Here is a 22,744-nt window from a genome sequence, read left to right on the forward strand (position 1 = left end):
CTGTTTTATAAATCCATATTGACATAAATAAATTTTTGTTCTTTTCCATTTTAAATTTATGAGCTTAATGAAATTGACATTAAAGTACCTACATACCTTTCAAGTTTTTCTTTGCTATTTCTTTGTCCATGGTTTTCACCCTGCGTTCTAGCTTTTTAATATCTTCTTCGGCAGGTAGTTCTTCGGGCTTTATACCACTTTTGCCTAGCAGTTTTCTTATGTCTTGGTTGTTTTTAACATGTTCGTGGGTAATGTTACTTTCACCTTTAAGGTCATTTTTCTTAACATTAAAATTGGTGATTTCGGTGGCTAATTGTTTCGCTGTAATAGTGATGGTTGGTAAGAAATCTGCTAAAGGTCTATTTTCTTTAATTCCTAATTTGCGTTTCATTTCGCTGGTGTTATTTCCGCCAAACAAAGCCCAATCGCCTCGGCTGCGAATATTGGCAAAGCCTTTATTGTCTACACCTCTTTCAAAAATGTTTTTGGAAAGTTCGGTTTCGGTGGCTGCCAATTTTTCTCGTGCCTGCAAGCGTTCCATCAATTGGATACGCTCTTCTAATAATTCTTGCTTGCGGGTTTGAATGGCAAAATAACTTTGAGCAAATGCTACCTGTTCTTTTTTGGGGTCACCGTTTTGGGCAATTAGGTAACATGCATATCGGGTAAGCATGAAATCTTCTACAATTTTGCTTGCTCCTTTGGGCATTGGTATCGTTTTGTTGACGTCAACAAAATGATCTGAAACTGCTTCATTGGTGGTTTTGCAACTTTCTTTTGCTTTGGTTATTGCATTTAAGAAATTCCGCCAATCAGTGTAACCTAGTAACTCTTGCAATTCACGAGCTAACCAATATTCAATACCATCTTGTTGGTATGCATATTCTTCAAATCGCTTATTTAAGTTTATTATGGTTGTTTTTTCCATGTTAAAATTGTGTTTTGTAGGTAATCTCTAGAAAAACAGTTCTTATAAACCCCTCGGGAAGTCCGCCCATACCAGCAAATAAATCAATATGATATAACGTCTTAGTCATCAACTCCATCTTTAAAAAATTCTGAAAATGTTACTCCTAAACCTTTGATTACTTTTTCTAATGCTTCCACAGAAATATTCCTTTTGCCAGTTTCTACTGCTGCTATGTAGGTTCTGTGAATCTCAGATTCGTAGCCAAGACCTTCTTGGGTAAGGCCCTTTAGATTTCTCAAGTGAGCAATCCGTTTTCCTATTTTTTGCTTAATGTCCATATTTGGTGTAATAAAGGGAGTTTGTAGTCTATGAGTCAACATCCGATAAGTAACAATGCGTTCTGGTATTATCTGGGCCATGTTTTTCTACAAATTTTAGCAGAATATTTCTTCACCCACCAATCCCCGCAGCAGGGATAGTAACGGATACCCCACAGCTGGCGTAGCCGCGAGGAGTAGGAGTGATAGCCCGGCACGCCTGACGTAGGCGGCGTGGCTGCCCTAAGTTTGGGGTTTATGGTTTTTGGTCACTTTTTTGGTGGCTTTCACAACATTTTTTCATTTGGCTTGGGTGGGGTTCCTACTTTTGGGCTACAATTATGAAAAAGCTTAGGCGGCTACGGACACAAGGAGAGCAAAAGCCTCTTTGCGTTCTAGCAACTTGGCGGTAAAATGAAAAATACTATGCAGAAAATTTTGAAGGGTCGTCGGTTAGAGGTTTTGTTGGTTTTTGTTTGTTTCGCCATTTATGTGGTCAGGCGGTTGTTTCAGGAGGCCAGCTGGTTTGATAATTTTATCTATGGCCTGCAACCCAGGGTACCGAGCAATGTGATGTGGCTTATTTGGCGTGAGCTAGACCATTACTCGCATTTTTGGAACGCCATGTTTCCGATAGCTGGCGGTGGTTTTTTGTTTTTTGTGGCGTGGGCGGTGTTTCATGTAGGGCTGTTTCCTAAGCTGCGGGCGGCGGAGTCGTCAGTAAGTACACTGGTGTATACGGTGGTGACGGTGCTGTTGGTGTTGGGGAGTGTTTTTGTACATAATTATTTCAGGCTGTACTACCGGGCCATGAGTTCCAACGACCCGGAGGTAATAGTCGGCATCAGAGTGTTTTCGGAATTTCGGAAGCTGTTTTTGCTGACCGACAGCATTGCGGTGGTGATAATTTTGGTATTTTATGAGCTTTTTGCTCAGCTGTATTATTATGTGGAGGCCAAACTCAAAGAGGAGCAGGAGGGTGGTTTTATAGGCCATATTCTGGTGGCTTCTATGGTGGTTTTGTTGCTTTTTCTGGCTTTTTTTGCCAATCTGCCTCGCAAAGATTATTGGTATGGTGCAGTTAAAGAACTCTCGATGATGGCCATTGGGGCGTTTACGGTGTTTTTTGCTCAGAATTTCTTCTATCTGGAGGTTTTGCCCAATTACAGGGATTACCGATCGGTGGCGTTCAAAACTGGGCTATTAAAGTTTGGGCTGACACTGTTGGTGGGTACGTTTGGCATGTATTGTATTCTGTTTATTGGTTGGCATTCGTTTCAGCCGGTGCCGTTTGGCTGGCATGCCGAGTGGATGGTGACGATGTTTATGGTTTTTATTATTGCGGCTGTGGTGTTGGCTTTTTTAAGAAAGGTTTTTACGAAAGAAAAGACACAACTGAAGACGCAAATCAGCCAAAAAACGGCCGAGTTGGGCAACCTGAGATCGCAGATTAATCCACATTTTTTATTTAATGCCTTGAACACGCTGTATTCGGTGTCGCTGAGAGAAAACGCCGCTCAAACTTCTGATGGCATACAAAAACTGGGCGACATGATGCGGTTTATGCTCCACGAAAACCACCAAGACCGCATACCGCTGGGCAAGGAGATAGAGTATCTCAATAATTTTATAGATATTCAACGGATGCGGATAGACGAGAATCAGGATATCAAGATAGAGGTGAATATACAAAATGCTGACCGTGAGATTTTTATAGCTCCGATGTTGCTAAATCCGTTTATTGAGAATGCCTTTAAGCATGGCATCAGTTTCAGGTCGTCGTCGTGGATATACATCACGCTGACGCATGACGCACAGCATTTGTATTTCAAGGTGCACAACAGCATCCACCAAAAATCTGACGAAAGTCTTGATGATAATAGCCACGGAATCGGATTAGAAAATGTGAAGAAACGCTTGGAATTGATTTATCCCAACCGCCACAAGCTGGAGATTCAGGCCACGGATCATGATTATTTTGTGAGCTTGGTGTTGGGTGTGTACTGAGGTGTTATAATAGTTTCACCCCTTCGGGGTTATTGTTCTTTGGTGTGTTATGCTGTTATAATAGTTTCACCCCTTCTGGGTTATTGTTCCATTGTGTATTGAGATGTTATAATAGTTTCACCCCTTCGGGGTTTTGGTTCGTAAATGTAAAACCCCGAAGGGGTGATATTATTATAGAAAACAGGTAGCAAATAACATTATAAAAACCCCGAAGGGGTGAAATTGTTTTAGAAAATACGGGACCAAATTGCATTTAAAAATAAACGGAAGGTGTGCTAATATTCAAGAATTTTATTAATTTCCATTTCAAACCTAATTCCAAACGCATTTTTAAAAATTTTCTAAAATATGCCCGGTACTTACTCACAATTATACATCCAAATAGTTTTTGCTGTTAAAGGCCGTGAAAATTTAATTAATAGAGAATGGAGAGATGAATTACACAAATACATCTCAGGAATTATTACTGGAAAAGGCCAAAAGTCAATAATTGTAAATGGTGTTGCTGACCATGTACATTGTTTTGTTGGACTAAAACCAGCCATGGCCATCTCAGATCTGGTTAGGGATATAAAAAACAATTCTTCAAAATATGTGAATGAAAATGGATGGGTGAAAGGTAAATTTAATTGGCAGGAAGGTTTTGGTTCATTCTCTTATTCTCATTCACATATAGACAATGTTTATCAGTATATATTAAATCAGGAACAACACCATAAAAAGAAGACTTTCAAACAAGAATATTTAGAATTTTTAGAAAAATTTAGAATTGAGTACAATGAGAAATATTTATTTGAATGGTATGATAAAGAAAATTGATGCCATTATTTTTAATTGATTTGAAATGACCCTAAAAACCATCGCCATCGACGACGAACCACACGCATTGGAGGTGGTGAAAATGCTCTCCGAAAAAGTGCCTTTTTTGAGTTTGGAAGCTACTTTTACCAATTGTTTTGAGGCGATTCCCTATCTGCAAAACAATAAGATAGACTTGCTTTTTTTGGACATCAACATGCCAGATATCTCGGGGATAGAGTTTGTGAATATACTACCCAAATGCCCGATGGTGATTTTCACCACTGCCTACTCCGAGTATGCCGTAAAAGGCTTTGAGCTCGATGCTATTGACTACCTTCTGAAACCTTTCTCTCTGGCCAGATTTACAAAAGCCTGCAACAAAGCCCTGGATATGAAGAAGGTTGGCGAGCCGGGCTATATTTTCTTAAAAACGGGCTATGAAGAAGAGAAGGTGCTGTTGGACGAAATCCACTATATAGAAGCTGAAGGAAATTACATGACTTACGTACTAAATAACCGAAAACTGCTTTCGAGACAGAGTATTTCGGATGCTCTGGGCCAACTGCCTACCGATAAATTCGTCAGAATTCATCGTTCTTACCTTATTTCAATGTCAAAAATCGAGAAAATTAGCCGTAACTCTGTTTGGATTTTGGGTAAAGAAATACCCGTGGGGTCTTCGTATGAGGAAAAACTTTTGGAGATTCGAGGGGTTTTAGGGCTTTGATTTTTTTACTACAGAGATACACAGAGTTTATCTCAGAGTTTCACAAAGAATTCGATAAACGTCTAGCATTGTGTGCTTTGTGCAATCCCTTTGTGCTCTTTGTGGTAAAGAATCGAAGACCTACGAAAAATTTCGTAGAAAAAATTTGGAAGTACGAATCTTTTCGTATTACATTTGTACGAAACAATTCGTAGATAGATGGAAACTTTCCAAAAACCAACAGAGTCGGAGCTTGAAGTACTCAAAGTATTGTGGCAAATGGGCCGTGCCACGGTGAAGCAAGTAAACGAGGAAATCAACAAAACCAAGGATACTGGCTACACGACTACTTTGAAAATCATGCAAATTATGTTTGAGAAAGGCCTTGTGTCGAAAAACGCCGATGGCAAACAGCATATTTTTGAAGCAAAAATAGGGGAGGAAGACACCCAAAAATCGCTATTGAATCGTTTCATAGATTCCACCTTCCAAGGAAATGCCATGAGCTTGGTGATGCAGGCTCTCGGCAATCATCACGCCTCGGAAGAAGAACTATCCGAACTCAAAAAACTCATCAAACAACTCGAAAAAGACAAATAACAATTTATGAAAAAGCTATTTTAAAAAATTAAACAATCCTTCCCCGTTGGCTGAGCGGAGCCGAAGCCAAGAGGGGGAGTAATTCAAAAAAATTTATGAAAAACATCACAGAATTCTTTTCAAATCCCTTGGCCAAGACACTTGGCTGGACTTTGGTGCACTCTTTATGGCAGATTTTGGCCATTACGTTGGTTTACTTTTTGGTAGTAATCTTTACCAAAAAAGCGAATACCCGATATTGGTCTGGTATGTCTTTGTTGCTGCTGCAATTTATGGCCAGCGGTATTACTTTCTTTATTATCAGTGAGTTTTCTTCCTCAGCAAAAACTTTTGGTGGTGTGGCTTTGGCTCCTAAAATGCTTAGTAGTGTCCAAGTTATGTTGAGCTTTCTCCAAACCAATCTACCGCTTGTGGTGGGCATATGGGTGTTGGGATGTGCCATACTTTTTTCGAGGTTAATTCTTGGATATTTGTGGGTAAATCAGCTGAAAAATAGCCCCCAAAATCAGTTTGATGAGAAATTAACTCAGATTTTGTCTGATATAAAACAGAAGATGAACATCATAAAAAACGTGCAGGTGAAGGTTTCAAGAATGGTTTCGCTTCCCATGATTATGGGCGTTCTGAAACCCGTAATTCTTATTCCAGCCAGTCTGGTTTCGGGATTTAGTCAGGAACAATTGGAGACTATTTTAGCCCATGAACTGGCTCACTTAAAACGCCACGATTTTCTGTTAAATGGCTTACAGTCAGTATTGGATGTAATCTATTTTTTCCATCCCGCCATGTGGTTACTCTCGGCTCAAATCAGGAAAGAAAGAGAAAACTGTTGTGACGACTTAGCTCTTGAAGTTTCTGGCAGTAAATTATTGTTGGCCAAGACTTTGGTGCAATTGCAAGAAACCACTTTTACACCCAAATTGGCCATGGCTTTTGGCAAAAAAAGTTACTCTTTATTGGAGCGTGTTCAACGCATTGTGGGCATCAGTTCGCCAAGAAACTTCAACAAAGAGAGCATTTGGATAGTGGTGGGTTTGTTTGTAACGTTCTTTGCTTTTGCTCAAAAAAATGAAGAAAAAAGGACAGTCTCTACGAGCATTTCCAAGAGTTCTGCAACTGCGGACACTCTGATCTCGCCGAAGAAAAATGAGGCTTCTATTGTGATTCAAGATAATAAAAACGATTTTAGAATCAAAGACAACAAGATTTTTTATAACGGCAAAGAGGTGCAACTTAGCCCCGAAGTGCAAGAAAAAGTAAATGTCAGACTGAAGTCTCTGGAGGTCAATCAGCAGCAAATGGAAGCCCAAAGCAAACTTATGGAAGAGCAAAGTCATGAAATGGAAAAGTTTAGCTCCCAAATGGAAGTAAATTCTAAACCTATGGAAGAAATAGGCAAAAAAATGGAGGTGATTGGAAAGAAAATGGAGTTGGCTGCAAAAAAATATACCACCGAGTTGAATAATAAAAAATTCGGCGACAAGGACTTGGATGCTTTTTCGAAGAAATTTGATGCAGAGATGGCTGAGTACGATAAAGAAATGGAGCAGTACAGCAAACAAATGGACGAATACGCTTCTGAAATGGACAAAGTATCAACACCTATGGATGCTATTTCGGCAAAAATGGATGAAATATCCGCTCCAATGAATGCTATTTCGGTGGAATTGGACAGGAATGTAGACGAAATCATAGATTTGATGCCTGCTGAAATCAGGATGAACATTTTGAAAGATAGGCCAAAATTGCCTACACCCCCAAAAGCTCCTAAGGCCCCCAAAAGTGTTGTTTCACCCAAGGCTCCTAAAGCTCCAAAGGCTCCAAAAAGTATCGTAGCACCGAAAGACGTGCCGTCTCCACCTACACCGCCCAAAGCACCTATAAAAGAGTGAATTAAGACTAATTGAAATCGCTTTTGTCTTCGGCTATGCTCAGGCAACGATTGTAGTTTTTGTCTTCGGCTCATTTCGGCATGCTCAATAGCCCCCACTCAGACAACGGAGTAAACCTTGTGTTCAATGAGAGATGGTCACTGAGCGGTGGTCACTGAGCACAATGAAATTCAGATGATAATCTGAATGAAATTGCGACCGAAGGTCTCGAAGTGACCGAAACTCCCTGAATGAAAATTCGGGGAGTTTTTTTATTTAAAAATGATGTTTTTAGTAAGCCCTTTGCGGTGTAGCCAATACTGAATGGAGGTCAGCAAACAGCCGATTCCATATTTCAGACTTCTCGAAAAATTGATTGAAGAAGCTTCTTCAAAATATTTGGTAGGGCAAGTGATTTCTCCCACTTCATAGTTTTTGTTAAAAATCTGGCAGAGCATTTGGTTGTCAAAAACGAAATCGTCGGAGTTGGCCATAAAGTTGATATCACGAATGACTTTTGCCGAAAACGCCCTATATCCTGTATGATACTCGGAGAGTTTTTGCCCAATAATTATGTTTTGAGCCAAAGTCAAAAATCTGTTAGAAATGTACTTATAAACTGGCATACCACCCTTCAATGCACCCTTTCCAAGGATTCTAGACGCTATCACCACCGGATAAAGTCCCTCGGCTATGATACTCACCATAGAACGAATCAGTAGTGGAGTGTACTGATAATCAGGATGTAACATTATCACTATATCTGCTCCAAGTTCCAGAGCTTTGTTGTAGCAGCTCTTTTGGTTGCCCCCATAGCCTTTGTTACTTTGGTGAGCCACTATGTGTTTTATACCTATCTGTTTGGCCATTTCTACGGTGGCATCTACTGATGCATCGTCTACCAATACCACTTCGTCCACTATATCAAAGGGGATTTCGTCATACGTTTTTTTTATCGTGGCAGATGCATTGTAGGCAGGAAAAACTACCACAACCTTCAGATTATTAAACATGCTTTTGGCTTAAATTTTTGTTTATTTTATCTCTAAAGCTTAAATGTAATCAAAAAGCGTGCCTTTGGCCTTATTGTATATTGTATTTAATGCCCAAAAACATCCGGCGGCTTTGAAGCGAAGCATACACGTAAGTCGGATCAAATGTTAGGCCATAAGGGTTTTCTACATTTCTCAGTACTGGTCCCGATTCTTCAAATATAACTTTTTTATCGAAAGGGTCTTGACTTCGAGAAATTATAAACGGAAGATTTTTATAAGGCACAAAATTGAAAATATTCTTTATACCACCATAAATTTTAAAATTGGCATTAAAGCTCCTAGTCACTTGTAGGTTCTGGATGTTGCTTACAGGGGATTTTGAAGGGCGTGGGTCATATTCGTTTTGTAAGGGAAGACGCATGGCTCCCACCATGTTGGCAGAATAGTCAATCAGTATCTTTGGTTTAATAATTTCGTAGGAAACAACACAGTTGGCAGATAGTCTTTCTGTGAAATAAGGGACTGATTTTGTGCTGTTTTCGATCTTTTTTACATCTAAAAATGTTACGCCACCTAATATTTTCAGGCCATTTTTAAATGTGAAATCCAAATTCGCATTTGCTCCTTTTGACACCAAATAGCCATTTAAGTTTTTGTAAATTATTTTGTCTGGTGTGTCATAATCTGGGATGATTTTATTGGAGAAATAGGTATAAAAAAGAGAAGCGTCAATACCTATAAAACCATCGTTGATTATGGTCTTTTTGTTGTAGTTTAAGTTTATATTCCAGCTTTGTTCAGGCTTTAGATTTTCAGTTATCTGCACTTCTCGTGCACCGGTCATGGCTGCGTGTTCTTCAGCAAAAACGTTCACAATCCTGTATCCTTTGCCAATGTTAAGCCTTACAATATTGAGTTTATTGTTCCATTTTAAAGCAATTCTCGGCGTAAATATCAATCCATGGGCTTGGTTATAGTCTAGCCTCAAACCTTCCATGGTTTTTATGTTTTCTCCAATTTTTCTTTCGTGTTGGGCAAATATTCCCGGAATCCACAATTTCTGAGGCTTATTTTGATTCTCTGATTGGGTGGCCACAGTGTTGTCGTCATAAAAATTATATTTTAGAGGCACACCCACCAGCAAATCGTTTTGACCTATAGTCTTCTGATATTTTGCCAACACAAATCCAATATGTTGTGTGCCTACCAAAGGCACATTGCCATAGTAAGAGTCTTGTTTATGACTATTGTAAGAATAGTTTAATGACAATGTATTGGAGAAATTAGTGGCTCCAATCGCCTCCAATCGCCTTGTATATATGCTTTCGCCATAAATCTGGTCAGTTCCTCTGTATTTTTCAGTCCAGCTTGTCTCTCCACCCCACCTATTTTCATAAAAATACCTTAGAGCCAACGAACTATTTTTGTTTTGAAATTTATTAAAAATAGAGACTCTTTTTTGCAGGCTTAGGTCAGTGAAGCCATCGTTGTTTTTGTCTATTGTTTGGTTATAGTTAAAATAATTAACACCCAATAGAGCATTAACTTTGCCTATTTTATACTTTACGCCGAGGTCAGTATTCCATTCACCCCAACTTGTGCTGTTGCTTTCAAAACTAAATTTTGGACTTTTTAGCGGTACTTTCGTAATGATGTTTATCAGGCCACCTACTGCCTCTGAGCCATACAAGGTGGAGGCAGGCCCTTTTACTACTTCTATTCTCTCTATCAGTCCGTTAGGTATTCCAAACAAACCATAGACAGACCCAAGCGACGAAACGATGGGCATGCCATCTATCAAAATCATGGTGTAAGGGCCTTCTAAGCCATTGATGTGTATATCGCCCGTGTTGCAGACGTTACAATTTATTTGTGGTCGCACACCATTTACACTTTGCATGGCCTCAAAAATGTTTGGTGTCGGATTTTTTGCAAAAAAAGAGGGTGTAATAATATCAATCGGAATGGCACTCTCCGACTTGCTCATTTCTTTCAGATTGCCAGTCACTACCACTTCGTTTAATTGGCTGGGGTCATCATTCAGTTCTATTTTGATAGAGGTATTTTTCTCGATTTTTATTTCGGAAATTTTTTCTAGTTTGCCTACATAGCTAAAAACAAAAACATGGTTGCCTTTTTCTAAATCTTTGAATGTAAACTCACCGTCTTCGTTGGTGGTCGTTCCTGTGGTTGTACCTTTTATTTTTACAGATGCAAACGGTAGTTTTTCTCCATTACTTCTGGCCAAAACTTGACCTTTTAGTTCATATTGACCCATGATTGGCTGTGCTATGGCTATCAATGTGAATACTATAAATATATATTTTTTCATAAAATGATTCTAATCAATGCATAAAGGTAGCAGATTAAAACTAAAAAGTTAGAATAGTCTAACAAAATTTTTAGATTAAATATTTATTTCAGAAAGTAAAATGGGATAAATTTGTGCATGATGACTTTGACAGAGGAAAATTATTTAAAGGCTTTGTTTCATTTAAGTACTGAAAATGAGGAAGTTTCGGTGTTGGATTTGAGCAAGAGCCTGACCATAAAAATGCCAACTGTAAACAGTATGGTCAAGAAACTCTCGGGTAAAGGTTTGATTTCTTACGAAAAGTACAAGCCACTTATGCTCACCCAAAGTGGAAGACGGGCTGCTGGACTTATTATCCGTAAACATCGGCTGGTAGAAATGTTTTTGGTCCAGCACTTGGGCTTTGGCTGGGACGAAGTACATGAAATAGCGGAGCAAATAGAGCACATAAAGTCACAAAGGTTTTTTGATCGAATAGACCAATTGTTGGATTTTCCGAAGGTTGATCCGCATGGGTCACCCATACCAGATATCAACGGCGACATAGCTGTTCAGAACTACATGAAACTGGAGGAATGTGCTGAGAAACAAATAGCTATGTTTATGTCTGTCGGTTCGTCTCAAGATAGTTTTTTGAAGCTAATTGACAAACTTAACCTTAAATTGGGAGATAAGGTTGAAATTTTGGAAATTCAAGATTTTGATAAAACCATGCGAGTTTTGGTCAATGATGCCTCTGAAAAAACACTTAGTCAGATGGTTGCTGCTAATATACTGGTTCAGTTAACGGTTTAGTGTTTTCTCCAAAACACTTATAAAAATTGGCACGTTTTTGGAATGTGAATCTATGATATCATTGTTAATCGTATAAAAACGTACTCTAAAGACTCCAATAGTCTTTTTTTTAGAAAGAAAACTTTCAGAATATTTTGAAAATTCAAAATAACTATTTTAATTTGGAACTTATTGTACGTGCTATTATATAACAGACCTATTTTATGGAATTACAAGAAGCGAAGGATCGGTTTATCCATACCTGGGGTACCCTTGCCACACAGTGGGGGATAAACAGAACTATGTCGCAAATTCACGCATTGCTTTTGCTTTCACCAAAATCGCTCAATGCCGACGAAATCATGGAAGAACTACAGATTTCAAGAGGCAACGTAAATATGAATCTTCGTGATCTCATGAGTTGGGGTCTAATATATAAACAACTACTTCCTGGTGAGCGTAAAGAGTATTTTCAAGCCGAAAAAGACATTTGGAAGGCCGCAAGACAAATAGGTAGGGAAAGACGCAGAAGGGAGCTTTCTCCAATCCTAGAAACCATGGAAGAAATCAAAAAAGGCGTAAGCGATAGTTCGCCAGAAAGTGCTGAATTTCTGAAAGTTGTAAACGATATCTACGCAGTTGCTGGCTTTGCAGACAACACCCTAGACTTGGTAACCAAAGCCGAAGAATCGTGGTTGACTTCTACTTTTATGAAGATGTTTAAATAATCTTATTCAGTAATTCAAAAATCGCAAATCGGTAATCGTCAATCTAAAATCAGACCCTTCTACTTGGGCAAGGCTCTTTCTAACTGCTTTTTCTTGTTCCAAGGTGCTGTAGTTTGTCTGGCCATGTCCACCAAAACTATAATCACACCTAGTACAAAAAGAAAAAACACAATCTTGAAAATTTTGTTGTTTTTCATCTCAATTTAAGTCTTTTACATCCACTCTTTTCACCAAAGTACCTGATTTTTGTGAAATCTCTGCCCATTTCAAATCGCCAAACTTTAATTGAATGACAGTTCCTTTGGACATGCTACCGCCACAGTCTTGACTACAGAGGTAATCAGCAAAAAACGTAATATCGGGGTTGTGGCCGACGATAATCGCGGTATCCAAACTTTCATTCAGGCCATTTAGCAGTGCCAAATACCCCCTTGGTCCGCTGCCATATAAGCCTTCAGCTATTTCAATGTTTTCTGTGTCAAACTTTAGCTGCTCGGCTATCAGATTGGCCGTTGCGTGGGTTCTAGTTGCTGGGCTACACAGAATGGCGTCTATTTTTAATTCATTGTCTTTTAGGTATTTGCCGATTCTAGCAGATTCCATTATACCCCTTGATGTAAGTTCTCTGTCTCGGTCTCGTACCATCGATGAGTTGGTAACATCCTCTGCAGTGGCGTGTCTTATAAGTAGTAAATTTTTTTCCATGGTTGTTTTAGGGTTAGAGCTTTATAGTTTTACTTTGGTGCTTGTTTTAGAACAATTTTCTCCAGAATTTTTGGAAAAAATCGTTTCAAATATACGCCTAATACTTCTTTTCCACCAATATAAATCTCGCTTTTGTCAGCTTTTATGGCTTTTACGATTTTGCTTGCACACACCTCTACCGGAATTCCATTAGCTTGGTTATTGTCCATTTTGCCATGATGAGTGCCGTCAGTGCCAATTGCGTTTATTGAAATATCAGTTTGGATATATCCCGGACAAACCATCGTTACTTTGATATTGTCTTTGTGAACCTCTGATCGTAAGGCATCAAAAAAACCGTGAAGTGCGTGTTTGGATGCACAATATCCTGACCTCATCGGAGAGCCTAATTTGCCTGATAAACTACTTGTAACAACAAAATGACCCGATTTTTGTTTAATCATTTCAGGCAAAACCACCTTTGTAAGTGCTATCACGCCCATTAGATTTATATTGATTATTTTCTGAAAAACTTCTAAATTGCTTTCTAAAACACCACCTCTTTGCGAAATCCCAGCGTTGTTGAAAAGTAAATCTATTCTGCCAAACTTTGCCAATACGGTATTCTTATGTTTTTCGAATGACTCAAAATCTTCTACGTCTAATGGAAGTACAAGTATATCGTTTTCAGGTAGATTGCATGCTTTTTTTACCCGTTCTAGTTCTTCTTTTCTTCTTGCCGAAAGCACGAGTTTCGCCCCTTCCTTAGCCATTTTATAAGCTGTAGCCTCGCCAATACCCGAAGAAGCTCCCGTAATCCAAACAATTTTATCCTTTAAGTCTTTCATTTAAAAATTTAGGTTTAGGCAAAGTTAAAATTTTAATAAAATATTTGGTGTGTCTTAAACAAAAAAAGACTTTCGCCTAAAGCAAAAGTCTTTTTTCAAGAAATCTAAAATCTTCAATCGAATCAATCTTCAATCGTTAATCTAAAATCGTTAATCTTCAATCGAACCAATCTTCAATCGAATCAATCTTCAATCGTTAATCTAAAATCGTTAATCTTCAATCGAACCAATCTTCAATCGACTCAATCTTCAATCGACTCAATCTTCAATCGTTAATCTAAAATCGTTAATCTTCAATCGAACCAATCTTCAATCGACTCATCCATATCCTCCTCTAAACTTATACGAGCTAGAAACCTTGTCTATGGCCAAAATATATGCTGCAAGCCTCATAGGCACTTTATGCTTTTGAGATATTTCGAATACGTTATTGAAAGCATCTTTCATGGCTCTGTCGCTACGTCTGTTTATTCTATCCAGTGTCCATTTATAGCCAATACGGTTCTGAACCCATTCAAAATAAGACACCGTTACACCACCTGCATTGGCCAAGATATCAGGAACCACCATAATACCTTTTTCATTGATGATATCGTCGGCTTTGGCTGATGTTGGACCATTTGCACCTTCCACAATAAGTTTGGCTTGAATTTTTCCAGCATTGCTTTTAGTAATAACGTCCTCTTTTGCGGCCGGAACAAGTAAATCTACTGGCAGAAATAACAGCTCTTCTGCATCAATTTTTTCAGCTCCACCAAACCCTTCCAATGTGCCGTTATTTGCATTTCTGTATGCCATAGCTTTCTCTACATCAATTCCATTGTCGTTGTAATATGCTCCACTGATGTCACTGATGCCAGTGATGGAAACACCTTTTTCATGTAAAAGTGCTGCAGCATGTGAGCCTACATTTCCGAAACCTTGTACGGCTGCGGTGGCTCTGTATGGATTCAGTTTTAGTTTTTCCATGCCAGATAAGGCCGAAACCATTACTCCTCTGCCCGTCGCTTCGGTTCTACCGAGTGATCCACCCAATACCAATGGCTTACCAGTTACTACTGCTTGCACCGTCATACCTTTTGCTTTTGAATATTCGTCCATGAGCCAAGCCATTTCTCTAGGGCCTGTTCCCATATCAGGGGCTGGAATATCTTTGTCAGGGCCAAAAATATCAAGCATAGACAAAGTGTAGGCTCGTATCAATCTCTCTATTTCTCCTGCTGACATGTTTCGTGGATTGCAGGCTATTCCGCCTTTTGCACCACCATAAGGTATGTCTACTACTGCACATTTCCAAGTCATCCAAGCTGCCAAAGCACGCACTTCGTCCAAGGTAACATCTGGGTCTAACCTAATACCTCCTTTTCCGGGGCCTAAAATAGTGGAGTGAATAACTCGGTAACCTTCAAAAACTTCGATTTTTCCGTTGTCCATCGTTACAGGCAATCCTACGATTACTTGTCGGGCGGGAACTTTCAATATATTGTACATTTCGTCGCTGATTCCAAGGATTTTCACGGCAGCGTCAAACCTAGACATCATTGACTCCAAAGGGTTTTCTTTGTCCTTTATTGGAGCAGGCTCTAAATAGGTCATTTGTTTTATTTGTTGATTTGATTGCAAACTTACTATAAAGTTTTCAAATCTTTCAAATGTCATATTTATTCTTAAAATTTTTATATTGATTTTTTGTTAAAATGAAATATTAAAATAGGTGTTCTGAGCTAAAAACAGTTGAATCTATTGATTTTGGTAAAAATGTGATATGAAAATTTTTTTCTACAAAACAATATTCTGTTCGACGGGCTTTTTTGTTAACTCAAACACAATTTCAAATCATTTTTTTGTTATCATTTATGTTTTTCCAACCGCTTGATAAACAGCCAATTTTAGGAATATTTAAAAAAAGATTGCTAGTTTTTTTAAATGACTTATATTTGCGGAAATTTTAAGAGACTACTTATTTACAACCCAAAGAAAAAAGTTTTTATTATGGCTAATTCAATAGAAGAAAAAACCAGATATTCGGAAACCGAATTGGCAGAATTTGAAGAAATTATCATCAAAAAGTTGGCCGCTACCAACAGTGAAGTGAATTTCATTAGAGAAACTCTTAGCAGAAAAAACGACAACGGTACGGATAACACAGCTGTTGGTTCAAAAACACTTGAAGATGGAGCTGATGTTAGGGAGAAAGAACAGTTGAGTCAGTCAGCCTCTCGACTACAAAAATTTGCTTCTCAGTTAGAGGCAGCACTTATAAGAATCAAGAACGGTACTTATGGTATTTGTAGAGATTCGGGCAAGTTGATTCCAAAGGAAAGACTCAGAGCGGTTCCTCATACCCAGCAGACTATTGAATCCAAACTGAAACAATCTTAAAACTTGCCTCATGCAAGTTTTTTGTTTTAGATCAAAAGTTTGAGTACTTTGAGTAAATCCATAAGAGAGCATTCATAGTTTACTACAATAAAAAGTGCCATATTTTTGATATTCTCTAAAAAAAATACAAAAAAAGATTTGGTTCGAATTTGTTTTATCATGCATAATTCATAATTTTGCAGTCCAAAAATCAGTAGATAAATTTTAAATATTTCATAAATGGCAAATATTGGTAAAATCTCACAAATCATCGGACCCGTTGTGGACGTAAGTTTTGAGGGGGAAGCCGCTTCTCTACCTGCAATATTAGATGCTTTGTCTGTAACAAAGTCAAATGGTCAAAAAGTAATCCTTGAGTGTCAACAACACCTTGGTGAAGATAGAATTCGTACCATCGCAATGGACAGTACGGACGGTCTTCAAAGAGGACAAGAAGTTACGCACTTGGGTTCTCCAATCACAATGCCAACAGGCGAGGAAATCAAAGGTCGTCTTTTCAACGTAGTTGGTGAGGCTATTGATGGTTTAGGTCCAGTAAACACTCCTGGGCTTTCGATTCACCGCAATGCACCTAAGTTTGAGGATTTGGCTACTGCCACTGAAGTATTATTTACAGGTATAAAAGTTATTGACCTTCTTGCTCCTTATGTAAAAGGTGGTAAAATTGGTTTGTTCGGTGGTGCTGGTGTGGGTAAAACCGTATTGATCCAGGAACTTATCAACAATATCGCCAAAGCTTATGCTGGTCTTTCAGTATTTGCTGGTGTGGGTGAGCGTACACGTGAGGGTAATGACCTTCTTCGTGAGATGATTGAGTCTGGCATCGTGAAATATGGTGAGGCTTTCAAACATTCAATGGAAGAAGGTGGATGGGATCTTGACTCAGTAGATAGAGAAGCTTTGAAAGAGTCTCAAGCGACATTTATTTTCGGTCAAATGAACGAGCCTCCAGGTGCTCGTGCTAGAGTTGCCCTTTCTGGTCTTACAGTAGCGGAACACTTTCGCGATGGTGACGGCGAAGGCAAAGGACGTGATATCCTTTTCTTTATTGATAACATCTTCCGTTTTACACAAGCGGGTTCTGAGGTTTCGGCACTTTTGGGTCGTATGCCATCAGCAGTAGGTTACCAACCGACATTGGCTACAGAAATGGGTGTGATGCAAGAGCGTATTGCCTCAACAAAAAGAGGATCAATCACTTCGGTACAGGCCGTTTACGTACCTGCCGATGACTTGACTGACCCTGCTCCAGCTACAACGTTTGCTCACTTAGATGCTACTACGGTATTAAGTCGTAAAATTGCTGAGCTAGGTATATATCCTGCGGTGGACCCACTGGATTCATCTTCAAGAATTCTTTCGGCAGAAGTATTGGGTGATGCTCACTACGACTGTGCTCAAAACGTGAAGAACATTCTTCAACGTTACAAAGAATTGCAAGATATCATCGCCATCCTTGGTCTTGAAGAACTTTCAGAAGACGATAAATTGGTTGTATCTCGTGCTCGTCGTGTTCAACGTTTCCTTTCTCAGCCATTCTTTGTTGCAGAGCAATTTACAGGTTTGAAAGGCGTTTTGGTAGATATTAACGACACCATCAAAGGCTTCAATCAAATTATGGCAGGTGAATTTGATCACCTTCCAGAGGCAGCCTTTAACTTGGTAGGAACTATCGAAGACGCAGTAGTGAAAGGAGAGAGATTGATTGCTGAGGCGACTAAATAATTGGCTTTTTTAATTAGCAAATTTGGCAATTTGAAAATTTGCTAATTATGTTGCAAAAATTAGTATGAATATTTTGGGTGAAAATGTTGTTGTAACAAAATCATTTAAATTCGCACTAAAGATTGTTAGATATTGTGAAATATTAGAACAGAACAGAAAGTTTATAGTTTCAAATCAACTCTTGAAGTCGGGAACTAGATTGGTGCTAATATTCATGAAGCTCAAAATGCCGAAAGTAAGGCTGATTTTATTCATAAAATGAAGATTGCAGCCAAAGAAATTGATGAAACGAAATATTGGCTAATGCTTTGTAAGGAGTCTGAAAACTATCCAAATGTTAATGAAGAGTTAGAGGATGTTTTGGAATTAGCTAGGATTGTAAATAAAATCATTTCATCCAGCAAAAAAGTTAATTGATTAGGATATTTATAACTTGATAACGTTTATCTTAATTTGCGAATTATCAAATTTGCGAATTTCCAAATTGAATAATTATGAATTTAGAAATAATAACTCCAGAAAAAAACGTTTTTAACGGCGAGGTAGATTCAGTTATCTTGCCTGGTAAAAACGGACAATTTCAAGTGCTTAAAGATCACGCTCCGATGGTGAGTACACTCAAGACTGGCGATTTGGTATATGAAATTGGAAACAAGAAAGAAACCATTTTGGTAGATGGTGGAGTTTTACAAGTGTTTAATAACAAGGTTTTGGTTTTGGCCGAAGCTGTAGTTTAAGAATAGTATTACTTTTTTTGAAAAGGTTGGAGCTCAATAGAGTTTCAACCTTTTTGTGTTTTTAGTGGAGTTTAATATTTAATAAATTTTTTTAAAAAATATCGCAATTAGCGTTTCGATACCTTATTTTTGTAACAAAAAAACCTTTCTTTTATGAAAAAACTATTTCTACTTCTGGCTTTTTGCCAAAGTATGGTATTTGGGCAAACCCCCATTCCTTTAAATGATTTGTCGGCATTTGTTTCTAAATCTACCAATTGGAAGATTGTTGGAGATGTGAATGTGGATATTGATAAGAAAAATTCGGTAAGTTCTGTTGCTGGGAAGGGTATTTTACTTTGCGAACACGAACAAGGTAAATATGGCTTAGACTATGATCTTTTCAGCAAACTTGAGCATGGCGATTTAGACATAGAATTCGATTTCATGATGGCCAAAGGATCAAATTCAGGTCTTTATCTACAAGGAAGGTATGAAATCCAGTTGAATGATAGTTGGGGTGCAAATGTGCCAAAATATTATGATTGTGGAGGTATTTATGAGCGTTGGAATGACAGTAAGCCTGAGGGGCAAAAGGGATACGAAGGCTATGCCCCGAGATTTAATGCCTACAAAGCTCCTGGTCTTTGGCAGAATATGAAAATCTCATTTCAAGCCCCGAGATTCGATGCATCAGGAAAGAAAATAGCCAATGCAAAGATTTTGTACATCAAGCTAAATGGTGTTTTGCTTCATGAAAACGTTGAGCTTTCTGGAGTGACTAGGGGAAGTATATCACAAGAAGAAACCAAAAGTGGGCCTTTGAGAATTCAGGGAGACCATGGCTCAGTGGCCTTTAAGAATATTGTTGTAAATCAGTATGATAAAACTGCTGGTAAAGTGTCAAATCTCTCTTATAAAGTCTATTACGGAAGCTATATGCACGATGCCGACTTGTCGAAATTGAAAATTGATGAGCAAGGAAAAACCGAAGATTTGACTTGGGAAGTAACTAAAAAACAAAACGATTATGTGTTTGTAATCAAAGGAACTTACACAGCTCCAGTAGCTGGGAAATATACTTTTTACACACAATTGGGAGGTAATAGTACACTGAAAATTGACAACAAAGAGATTTTGGGCAACAATTGGACGGTAGCTTCGCAACAACGCCAAGCCAGTATTGATCTTACTGCGGGCGAGCACTCTTTCGAGATTTTTAATAATAAAAGAGATGGATGGTTAAAGCCAGCTCTTGGTTTTTGGTCAGAAGGGCCAGGATTTAGAAGTACTCCGCACCATGTGGTGGGTTCATTGATCGCTTCAAAACCTAGCGATCCGATTTTGGTGAATGCCAATACAAACACAACTTTGAGGAGTTTTATGGACTTTAAGAAATCTTTGGTAGACAAGAACTTTAGAATTGTACATGCCATTTCGGTTGGTTCTCCTGAGGGTATGCATTACACATATGATTTGGACAAAGGTGCTATTGTACAAATATGGAAAGGTCAGTTTCTTGATGCCACACCGATGTGGGAAGATAGGGGAGACGGTTCCTCTAGGCCTTTAGGAAGCGTTACCATACTGAATCATGATTTAACTTTAGCTGGAGATGCTAATGCAGCTTGGCCAAAAGATACATCAGGAACTGGCTACAAGCCTTTGGGTTATACAATGGATGAAAACGACTTGCCGACTTTTAAATACAGAATATTGGGAACTGAAGTTCAAGACAAAATCAGGATTGTAGAAGGAAAACAATTTAATAGAGAAATCAGTCTTTCAAAGGCTGGAAACGTTGTAGCCAGAATTGCCGAAGGCTCAATAATAGAGAAAGTAGCTGAAGGTCTTTTTGCTGTAGATGGAAAATCTTATTTCATCAGAATAAGTAGCCCGGCTACTATCAGAAACGGTAATGAACTGGTAGCGAGTCCAGTTGATAATAAAATCATTTATTCAATCATATTCTAAATATTCGATAGAGATGAAAGTTAAAATATTAGGCTTTTTATTAATGATGTCCTGTGTGGCTTGGGCACAAGAATCGCCAAAAGAAGAGGATTATTACAAGATAGTAACCTTGCCGGTTCCAGAGGGAATTTTGCTCGAAGTAGGTGGGATAACCATGATGCCAAATGGCTCAATGGCTTTGGCTACCAGAAGAGGGGATATTTGGGTAGTAGAAAACCCAAGTTCAAGAAATCCTTATTTTAGGAAGTTTGCTTCAGGTTTGCACGAAGTGCTAGGATTGGTTTATAAAGATGGTTCGTTTTATTGTGCTCAAAGAGGAGAACTAACCAAATTGACCGATAAAAATGGCGACGGAAAAGCAGACAGCTACGAAACTATCCATGCTTGGGAAGTTTCTGGACATTATCACGAGTATTCTTTCGGGCCGAAAATTGCACCTGATGGTGGTTTTTTTGTAAGCGGTAATGTGGCTTTTGGAGACGAAGAATGGTGGAGAGGTGAGGCCAGAGCCAAAACCAGAGGTTCTGTATTTAAAATTTACGAAGATGGAAGATACGAACCATGGGCGGCAGGCATGCGTTCGCCAGCGGGCTTGGGCATGATAGATGGTGAACTTTTTTATTCTGATAACCAAGGCGACTGGATGGGTTCTGGTGGTATTTGGCATGTAAGAAAAGGCGTTTTCGTGGGTCATCCCGCGAGTTTGCAATGGGCAGCATCACAAAATTCTCCAGTAAAACTAACTGAAGAGCAGTTTTTTGCTGAAAGAGACAATAGGAAAGTTAGAGGTGCCAATGGTTATTATATCAAGCCAGAGAATGTAGTAGAAGAGAAGTTTAAGATGCTTTACGAATTGAAAGAAAAATATCCGATGGTGCAGACGCCAGTAGTTTGGCTGCCTCATGGTATCTTGGGTATTTCTAACTCCGAAATCATTAGAGACGAAACCAATGGGGATTTTGGGCCTTTTGCTGGTCAAGTTTTTATTGGTGACCAAGGTCAGTCTAAAATCATGAGGGTTTTTATGGAAAAAGTAAACGGCGAATTTCAAGGAGCAGCTTGGGATTTCCGTGGTGGTTTTCAGTCAGGTGTAATGCGTATGACTTTCTCACCAGATGGTTCTATGTTTGTGGGCGAAACCAACCGTGGTTGGGGAAGTGCTGGTGATGCCAACCAAGGTTTGCAAAGATTGGTTTGGAACGGCAAAGTGCCATTCGAAATGTTGACTTGCAAGGCCATGCCTGATGGTTTCGAGATCAACTTTACGATGCCAGTGGATAGAAAGTCAGCAGAAGACTTGGCTTCAATAGCAGCAAGCAGCTTTTTGTACAAACATCATCCAGTTTATGGTTCACCGCCGGTAAACAAACAAGATTTGAAAATCAAAGGAGTGAAATTGAGCGAAGATGGCAAAACGCTAAGAGTCGTTTTGGATGGATTGAGACCTTACTATATTCATGAGCTAAATCTCGAAGGTATTCGTTCGGCTGCCAATTCTTGGTCGTTGGTGCATCCTACGGTTTACTATACATTAAACGCCATTCCTGCTGGAAATAAAATTGCCGCTTCTGAATTAAAAACTTTTAATTCTGGAAAAACAAAGGCAACAACACCTTCAAAACCTGCAAAAGAGTTAGTTTCCCCAGATGGAAAAGGTAAGCCTACAGCTACTACAACAGCGAAGCCAGCGGCAGTAACATTTGCAACAGTGAAGCCATTGCTTCAAAAACACACTTGTTTGGCTTGCCACTCTGAAGATAAGAAAGTAGTTGGGCCAGCGTTTAAAGAAATAGCAAAACGTAAATATACCAACGAGAAAATCGTACAATTGATATATAATCCAAAGCCAGAAAACTGGCCAGATTTTGCCACACCAATGGCTCCAATGCCGCAGGTGCCTAAGAAAGATGCACTAACGATAGCGAGTTATATCAACTCATTGAAATAACAAAAAAAGGCTGGAGCGAAGCTCCAGCCTTTTTCATTATAACCCAAATGCTTACTTCAAAGCAGTTTTAAACGGCTCAAAAGTTTTCAATTTTGCTAAGTCTGACTCACTTACTTTGAACGAGAAAAGGTCGTTTGAAGGACAAGTACAAGCAGTACAATATATTTTGTCATCCTGTGTGTTCTTGAATTCTTTCAGTTCGGTTACCCCTTTATCTTTCAAGAAAAGTTTGAATCGTTCTTGTCTTGACAGATTCCCTTTGTCAGTATAAGCGGCCTCATCCCATGGCTCTGAGCATTGAGTAGGCTTGTAGCTTACTGAGAAATTCTCTCCTACAACTACCTCAGTTTGTTCGCAAGATGTGAAGGTGAAAGCCATGATGGCCAATAATGTTAGCATTTTCATTTGTAATGTTGTTTTTTCTTATTGACCCGGAAACACGCT

22 protein-coding genes are annotated in these 22,744 nt (G+C 38.8%); 13 read left to right on the forward strand and 9 right to left on the reverse strand.

Annotated features, from left to right (window positions below; translation table 11 throughout):
• Positions 1-88 precede the first annotated feature (88 nt).
• A complete protein-coding gene (gene dinD, locus EGI26_RS10565; RefSeq protein WP_255078175.1) occupies positions 89-928 on the reverse strand; it encodes a DNA damage-inducible protein D in 840 nt (279 codons plus the stop codon).
• A 101-nt stretch (positions 929-1,029) separates the two neighbouring features.
• A complete protein-coding gene (locus tag EGI26_RS10570) occupies positions 1,030-1,329 on the reverse strand; it encodes a helix-turn-helix domain-containing protein (RefSeq protein WP_255078176.1) in 300 nt (99 codons plus the stop codon).
• A 324-nt stretch (positions 1,330-1,653) separates the two neighbouring features.
• On the opposite strand from EGI26_RS10570, the gene EGI26_RS10575 reads away from it, so the two are divergent.
• The 5 genes from EGI26_RS10575 to EGI26_RS10595 all read left to right on the forward strand — a co-directional run bounded on the left by EGI26_RS10575 (position 1,654) and on the right by EGI26_RS10595 (position 7,233).
• On the forward strand, positions 1,654-3,234 hold the full coding sequence (locus EGI26_RS10575; protein ID WP_255078177.1) for a sensor histidine kinase: 1,581 nt from the start codon (positions 1,654-1,656) through the stop codon (positions 3,232-3,234).
• A gap of 348 nt (positions 3,235-3,582) precedes the next feature.
• Positions 3,583-4,053, forward strand: coding sequence for an IS200/IS605 family transposase (gene tnpA, locus EGI26_RS10580; RefSeq protein ID WP_255078178.1), 471 nt, complete (start codon positions 3,583-3,585; stop codon positions 4,051-4,053).
• Between the two features lie 25 nt (positions 4,054-4,078).
• Positions 4,079-4,762, forward strand: coding sequence for a LytTR family DNA-binding domain-containing protein (locus tag EGI26_RS10585; RefSeq protein ID WP_255078180.1), 684 nt, complete (start codon positions 4,079-4,081; stop codon positions 4,760-4,762).
• Positions 4,763-4,960: 198 nt separating this feature from the next.
• Positions 4,961-5,341: a BlaI/MecI/CopY family transcriptional regulator gene (locus EGI26_RS10590; protein ID WP_255078181.1), complete on the forward strand. Its 381-nt coding sequence runs from the start codon at positions 4,961-4,963 to the stop codon at positions 5,339-5,341.
• A 95-nt stretch (positions 5,342-5,436) separates the two neighbouring features.
• Positions 5,437-7,233, forward strand: coding sequence for a M56 family metallopeptidase (locus EGI26_RS10595; RefSeq protein WP_255078183.1), 1,797 nt, complete (start codon positions 5,437-5,439; stop codon positions 7,231-7,233).
• Positions 7,234-7,484: 251 nt separating this feature from the next.
• On the opposite strand, the gene EGI26_RS10600 is transcribed toward EGI26_RS10595, so the two are convergent.
• Positions 7,485-8,225 (reverse strand): glycosyltransferase family 2 protein, encoded by a 741-nt coding sequence (locus EGI26_RS10600; RefSeq protein WP_255078184.1) that lies wholly within the window; start codon positions 8,223-8,225, stop codon positions 7,485-7,487.
• A 70-nt stretch (positions 8,226-8,295) separates the two neighbouring features.
• A complete protein-coding gene (locus EGI26_RS10605) occupies positions 8,296-10,539 on the reverse strand; it encodes a TonB-dependent receptor (RefSeq protein WP_255078185.1) in 2,244 nt (747 codons plus the stop codon).
• A gap of 117 nt (positions 10,540-10,656) precedes the next feature.
• Between EGI26_RS10605 and EGI26_RS10610 the strand changes: the two genes are divergently transcribed.
• Positions 10,657-11,316 carry a metal-dependent transcriptional regulator gene (locus EGI26_RS10610; RefSeq protein WP_255078186.1) on the forward strand — a complete coding sequence of 220 codons (660 nt, stop codon included), beginning with the start codon at positions 10,657-10,659 and terminating at the stop codon, positions 11,314-11,316.
• A gap of 203 nt (positions 11,317-11,519) precedes the next feature.
• The gene (locus EGI26_RS10615) at positions 11,520-12,023 is read left to right on the forward strand and encodes a GbsR/MarR family transcriptional regulator (RefSeq protein WP_255078187.1); all 504 of its coding nucleotides are present in this window, start codon (positions 11,520-11,522) and stop codon (positions 12,021-12,023) included.
• 59 nt (positions 12,024-12,082) lie between these two features.
• On the opposite strand, the gene EGI26_RS10620 is transcribed toward EGI26_RS10615, so the two are convergent.
• The 4 genes from EGI26_RS10620 to EGI26_RS10635 all read right to left on the reverse strand — a co-directional run bounded on the left by EGI26_RS10620 (position 12,083) and on the right by EGI26_RS10635 (position 15,151).
• Positions 12,083-12,220, reverse strand: coding sequence for a hypothetical protein (locus tag EGI26_RS10620; protein WP_255078189.1), 138 nt, complete (start codon positions 12,218-12,220; stop codon positions 12,083-12,085).
• A 1-nt stretch (position 12,221) separates the two neighbouring features.
• Entirely contained in the window at positions 12,222-12,728 is a 507-nt protein-coding gene (locus EGI26_RS10625) for a histidine phosphatase family protein (protein WP_255078191.1), read from the reverse strand.
• A 29-nt stretch (positions 12,729-12,757) separates the two neighbouring features.
• Positions 12,758-13,555 carry an SDR family oxidoreductase gene (locus EGI26_RS10630; protein WP_255078193.1) on the reverse strand — a complete coding sequence of 266 codons (798 nt, stop codon included), beginning with the start codon at positions 13,553-13,555 and terminating at the stop codon, positions 12,758-12,760.
• A 318-nt stretch (positions 13,556-13,873) separates the two neighbouring features.
• Positions 13,874-15,151 (reverse strand): Glu/Leu/Phe/Val dehydrogenase, encoded by a 1,278-nt coding sequence (locus EGI26_RS10635; RefSeq protein WP_255078194.1) that lies wholly within the window; start codon positions 15,149-15,151, stop codon positions 13,874-13,876.
• A 396-nt stretch (positions 15,152-15,547) separates the two neighbouring features.
• On the opposite strand from EGI26_RS10635, the gene EGI26_RS10640 reads away from it, so the two are divergent.
• The 6 genes from EGI26_RS10640 (at position 15,548) to EGI26_RS10665 (ending at position 22,300) form a co-directional block, all read left to right on the forward strand.
• Positions 15,548-15,937, forward strand: a complete 390-nt coding sequence (locus EGI26_RS10640) for a TraR/DksA C4-type zinc finger protein (RefSeq protein ID WP_255078198.1) — start codon at positions 15,548-15,550, stop codon at positions 15,935-15,937.
• Positions 15,938-16,156: 219 nt separating this feature from the next.
• Positions 16,157-17,662: a F0F1 ATP synthase subunit beta gene (gene atpD, locus EGI26_RS10645; RefSeq protein ID WP_255078199.1), complete on the forward strand. Its 1,506-nt coding sequence runs from the start codon at positions 16,157-16,159 to the stop codon at positions 17,660-17,662.
• Between the two features lie 258 nt (positions 17,663-17,920).
• Positions 17,921-18,079: a four helix bundle protein gene (locus EGI26_RS10650; RefSeq protein ID WP_255078203.1), complete on the forward strand. Its 159-nt coding sequence runs from the start codon at positions 17,921-17,923 to the stop codon at positions 18,077-18,079.
• Between the two features lie 77 nt (positions 18,080-18,156).
• Positions 18,157-18,399 (forward strand): ATP synthase F1 subunit epsilon, encoded by a 243-nt coding sequence (gene atpC, locus EGI26_RS10655; protein WP_255078204.1) that lies wholly within the window; start codon positions 18,157-18,159, stop codon positions 18,397-18,399.
• 153 nt (positions 18,400-18,552) lie between these two features.
• Positions 18,553-20,352, forward strand: a complete 1,800-nt coding sequence (locus EGI26_RS10660; RefSeq protein ID WP_255078209.1) for a family 16 glycoside hydrolase — start codon at positions 18,553-18,555, stop codon at positions 20,350-20,352.
• A gap of 13 nt (positions 20,353-20,365) precedes the next feature.
• The gene (locus EGI26_RS10665; protein ID WP_255078211.1) at positions 20,366-22,300 is read left to right on the forward strand and encodes a c-type cytochrome; all 1,935 of its coding nucleotides are present in this window, start codon (positions 20,366-20,368) and stop codon (positions 22,298-22,300) included.
• 51 nt (positions 22,301-22,351) lie between these two features.
• Here the strand turns inward: EGI26_RS10665 and EGI26_RS10670 are convergent, their stop codons facing one another.
• Positions 22,352-22,705 (reverse strand): hypothetical protein, encoded by a 354-nt coding sequence (locus tag EGI26_RS10670; RefSeq protein ID WP_255078212.1) that lies wholly within the window; start codon positions 22,703-22,705, stop codon positions 22,352-22,354.
• Positions 22,706-22,744: the final 39 nt, after the last annotated feature.

It is taken from the genome of Lacihabitans sp. CCS-44 (genome assembly GCF_024343735.1).
In the GTDB taxonomy this organism is placed as follows: domain Bacteria; phylum Bacteroidota; class Bacteroidia; order Cytophagales; family Spirosomataceae; genus Leadbetterella.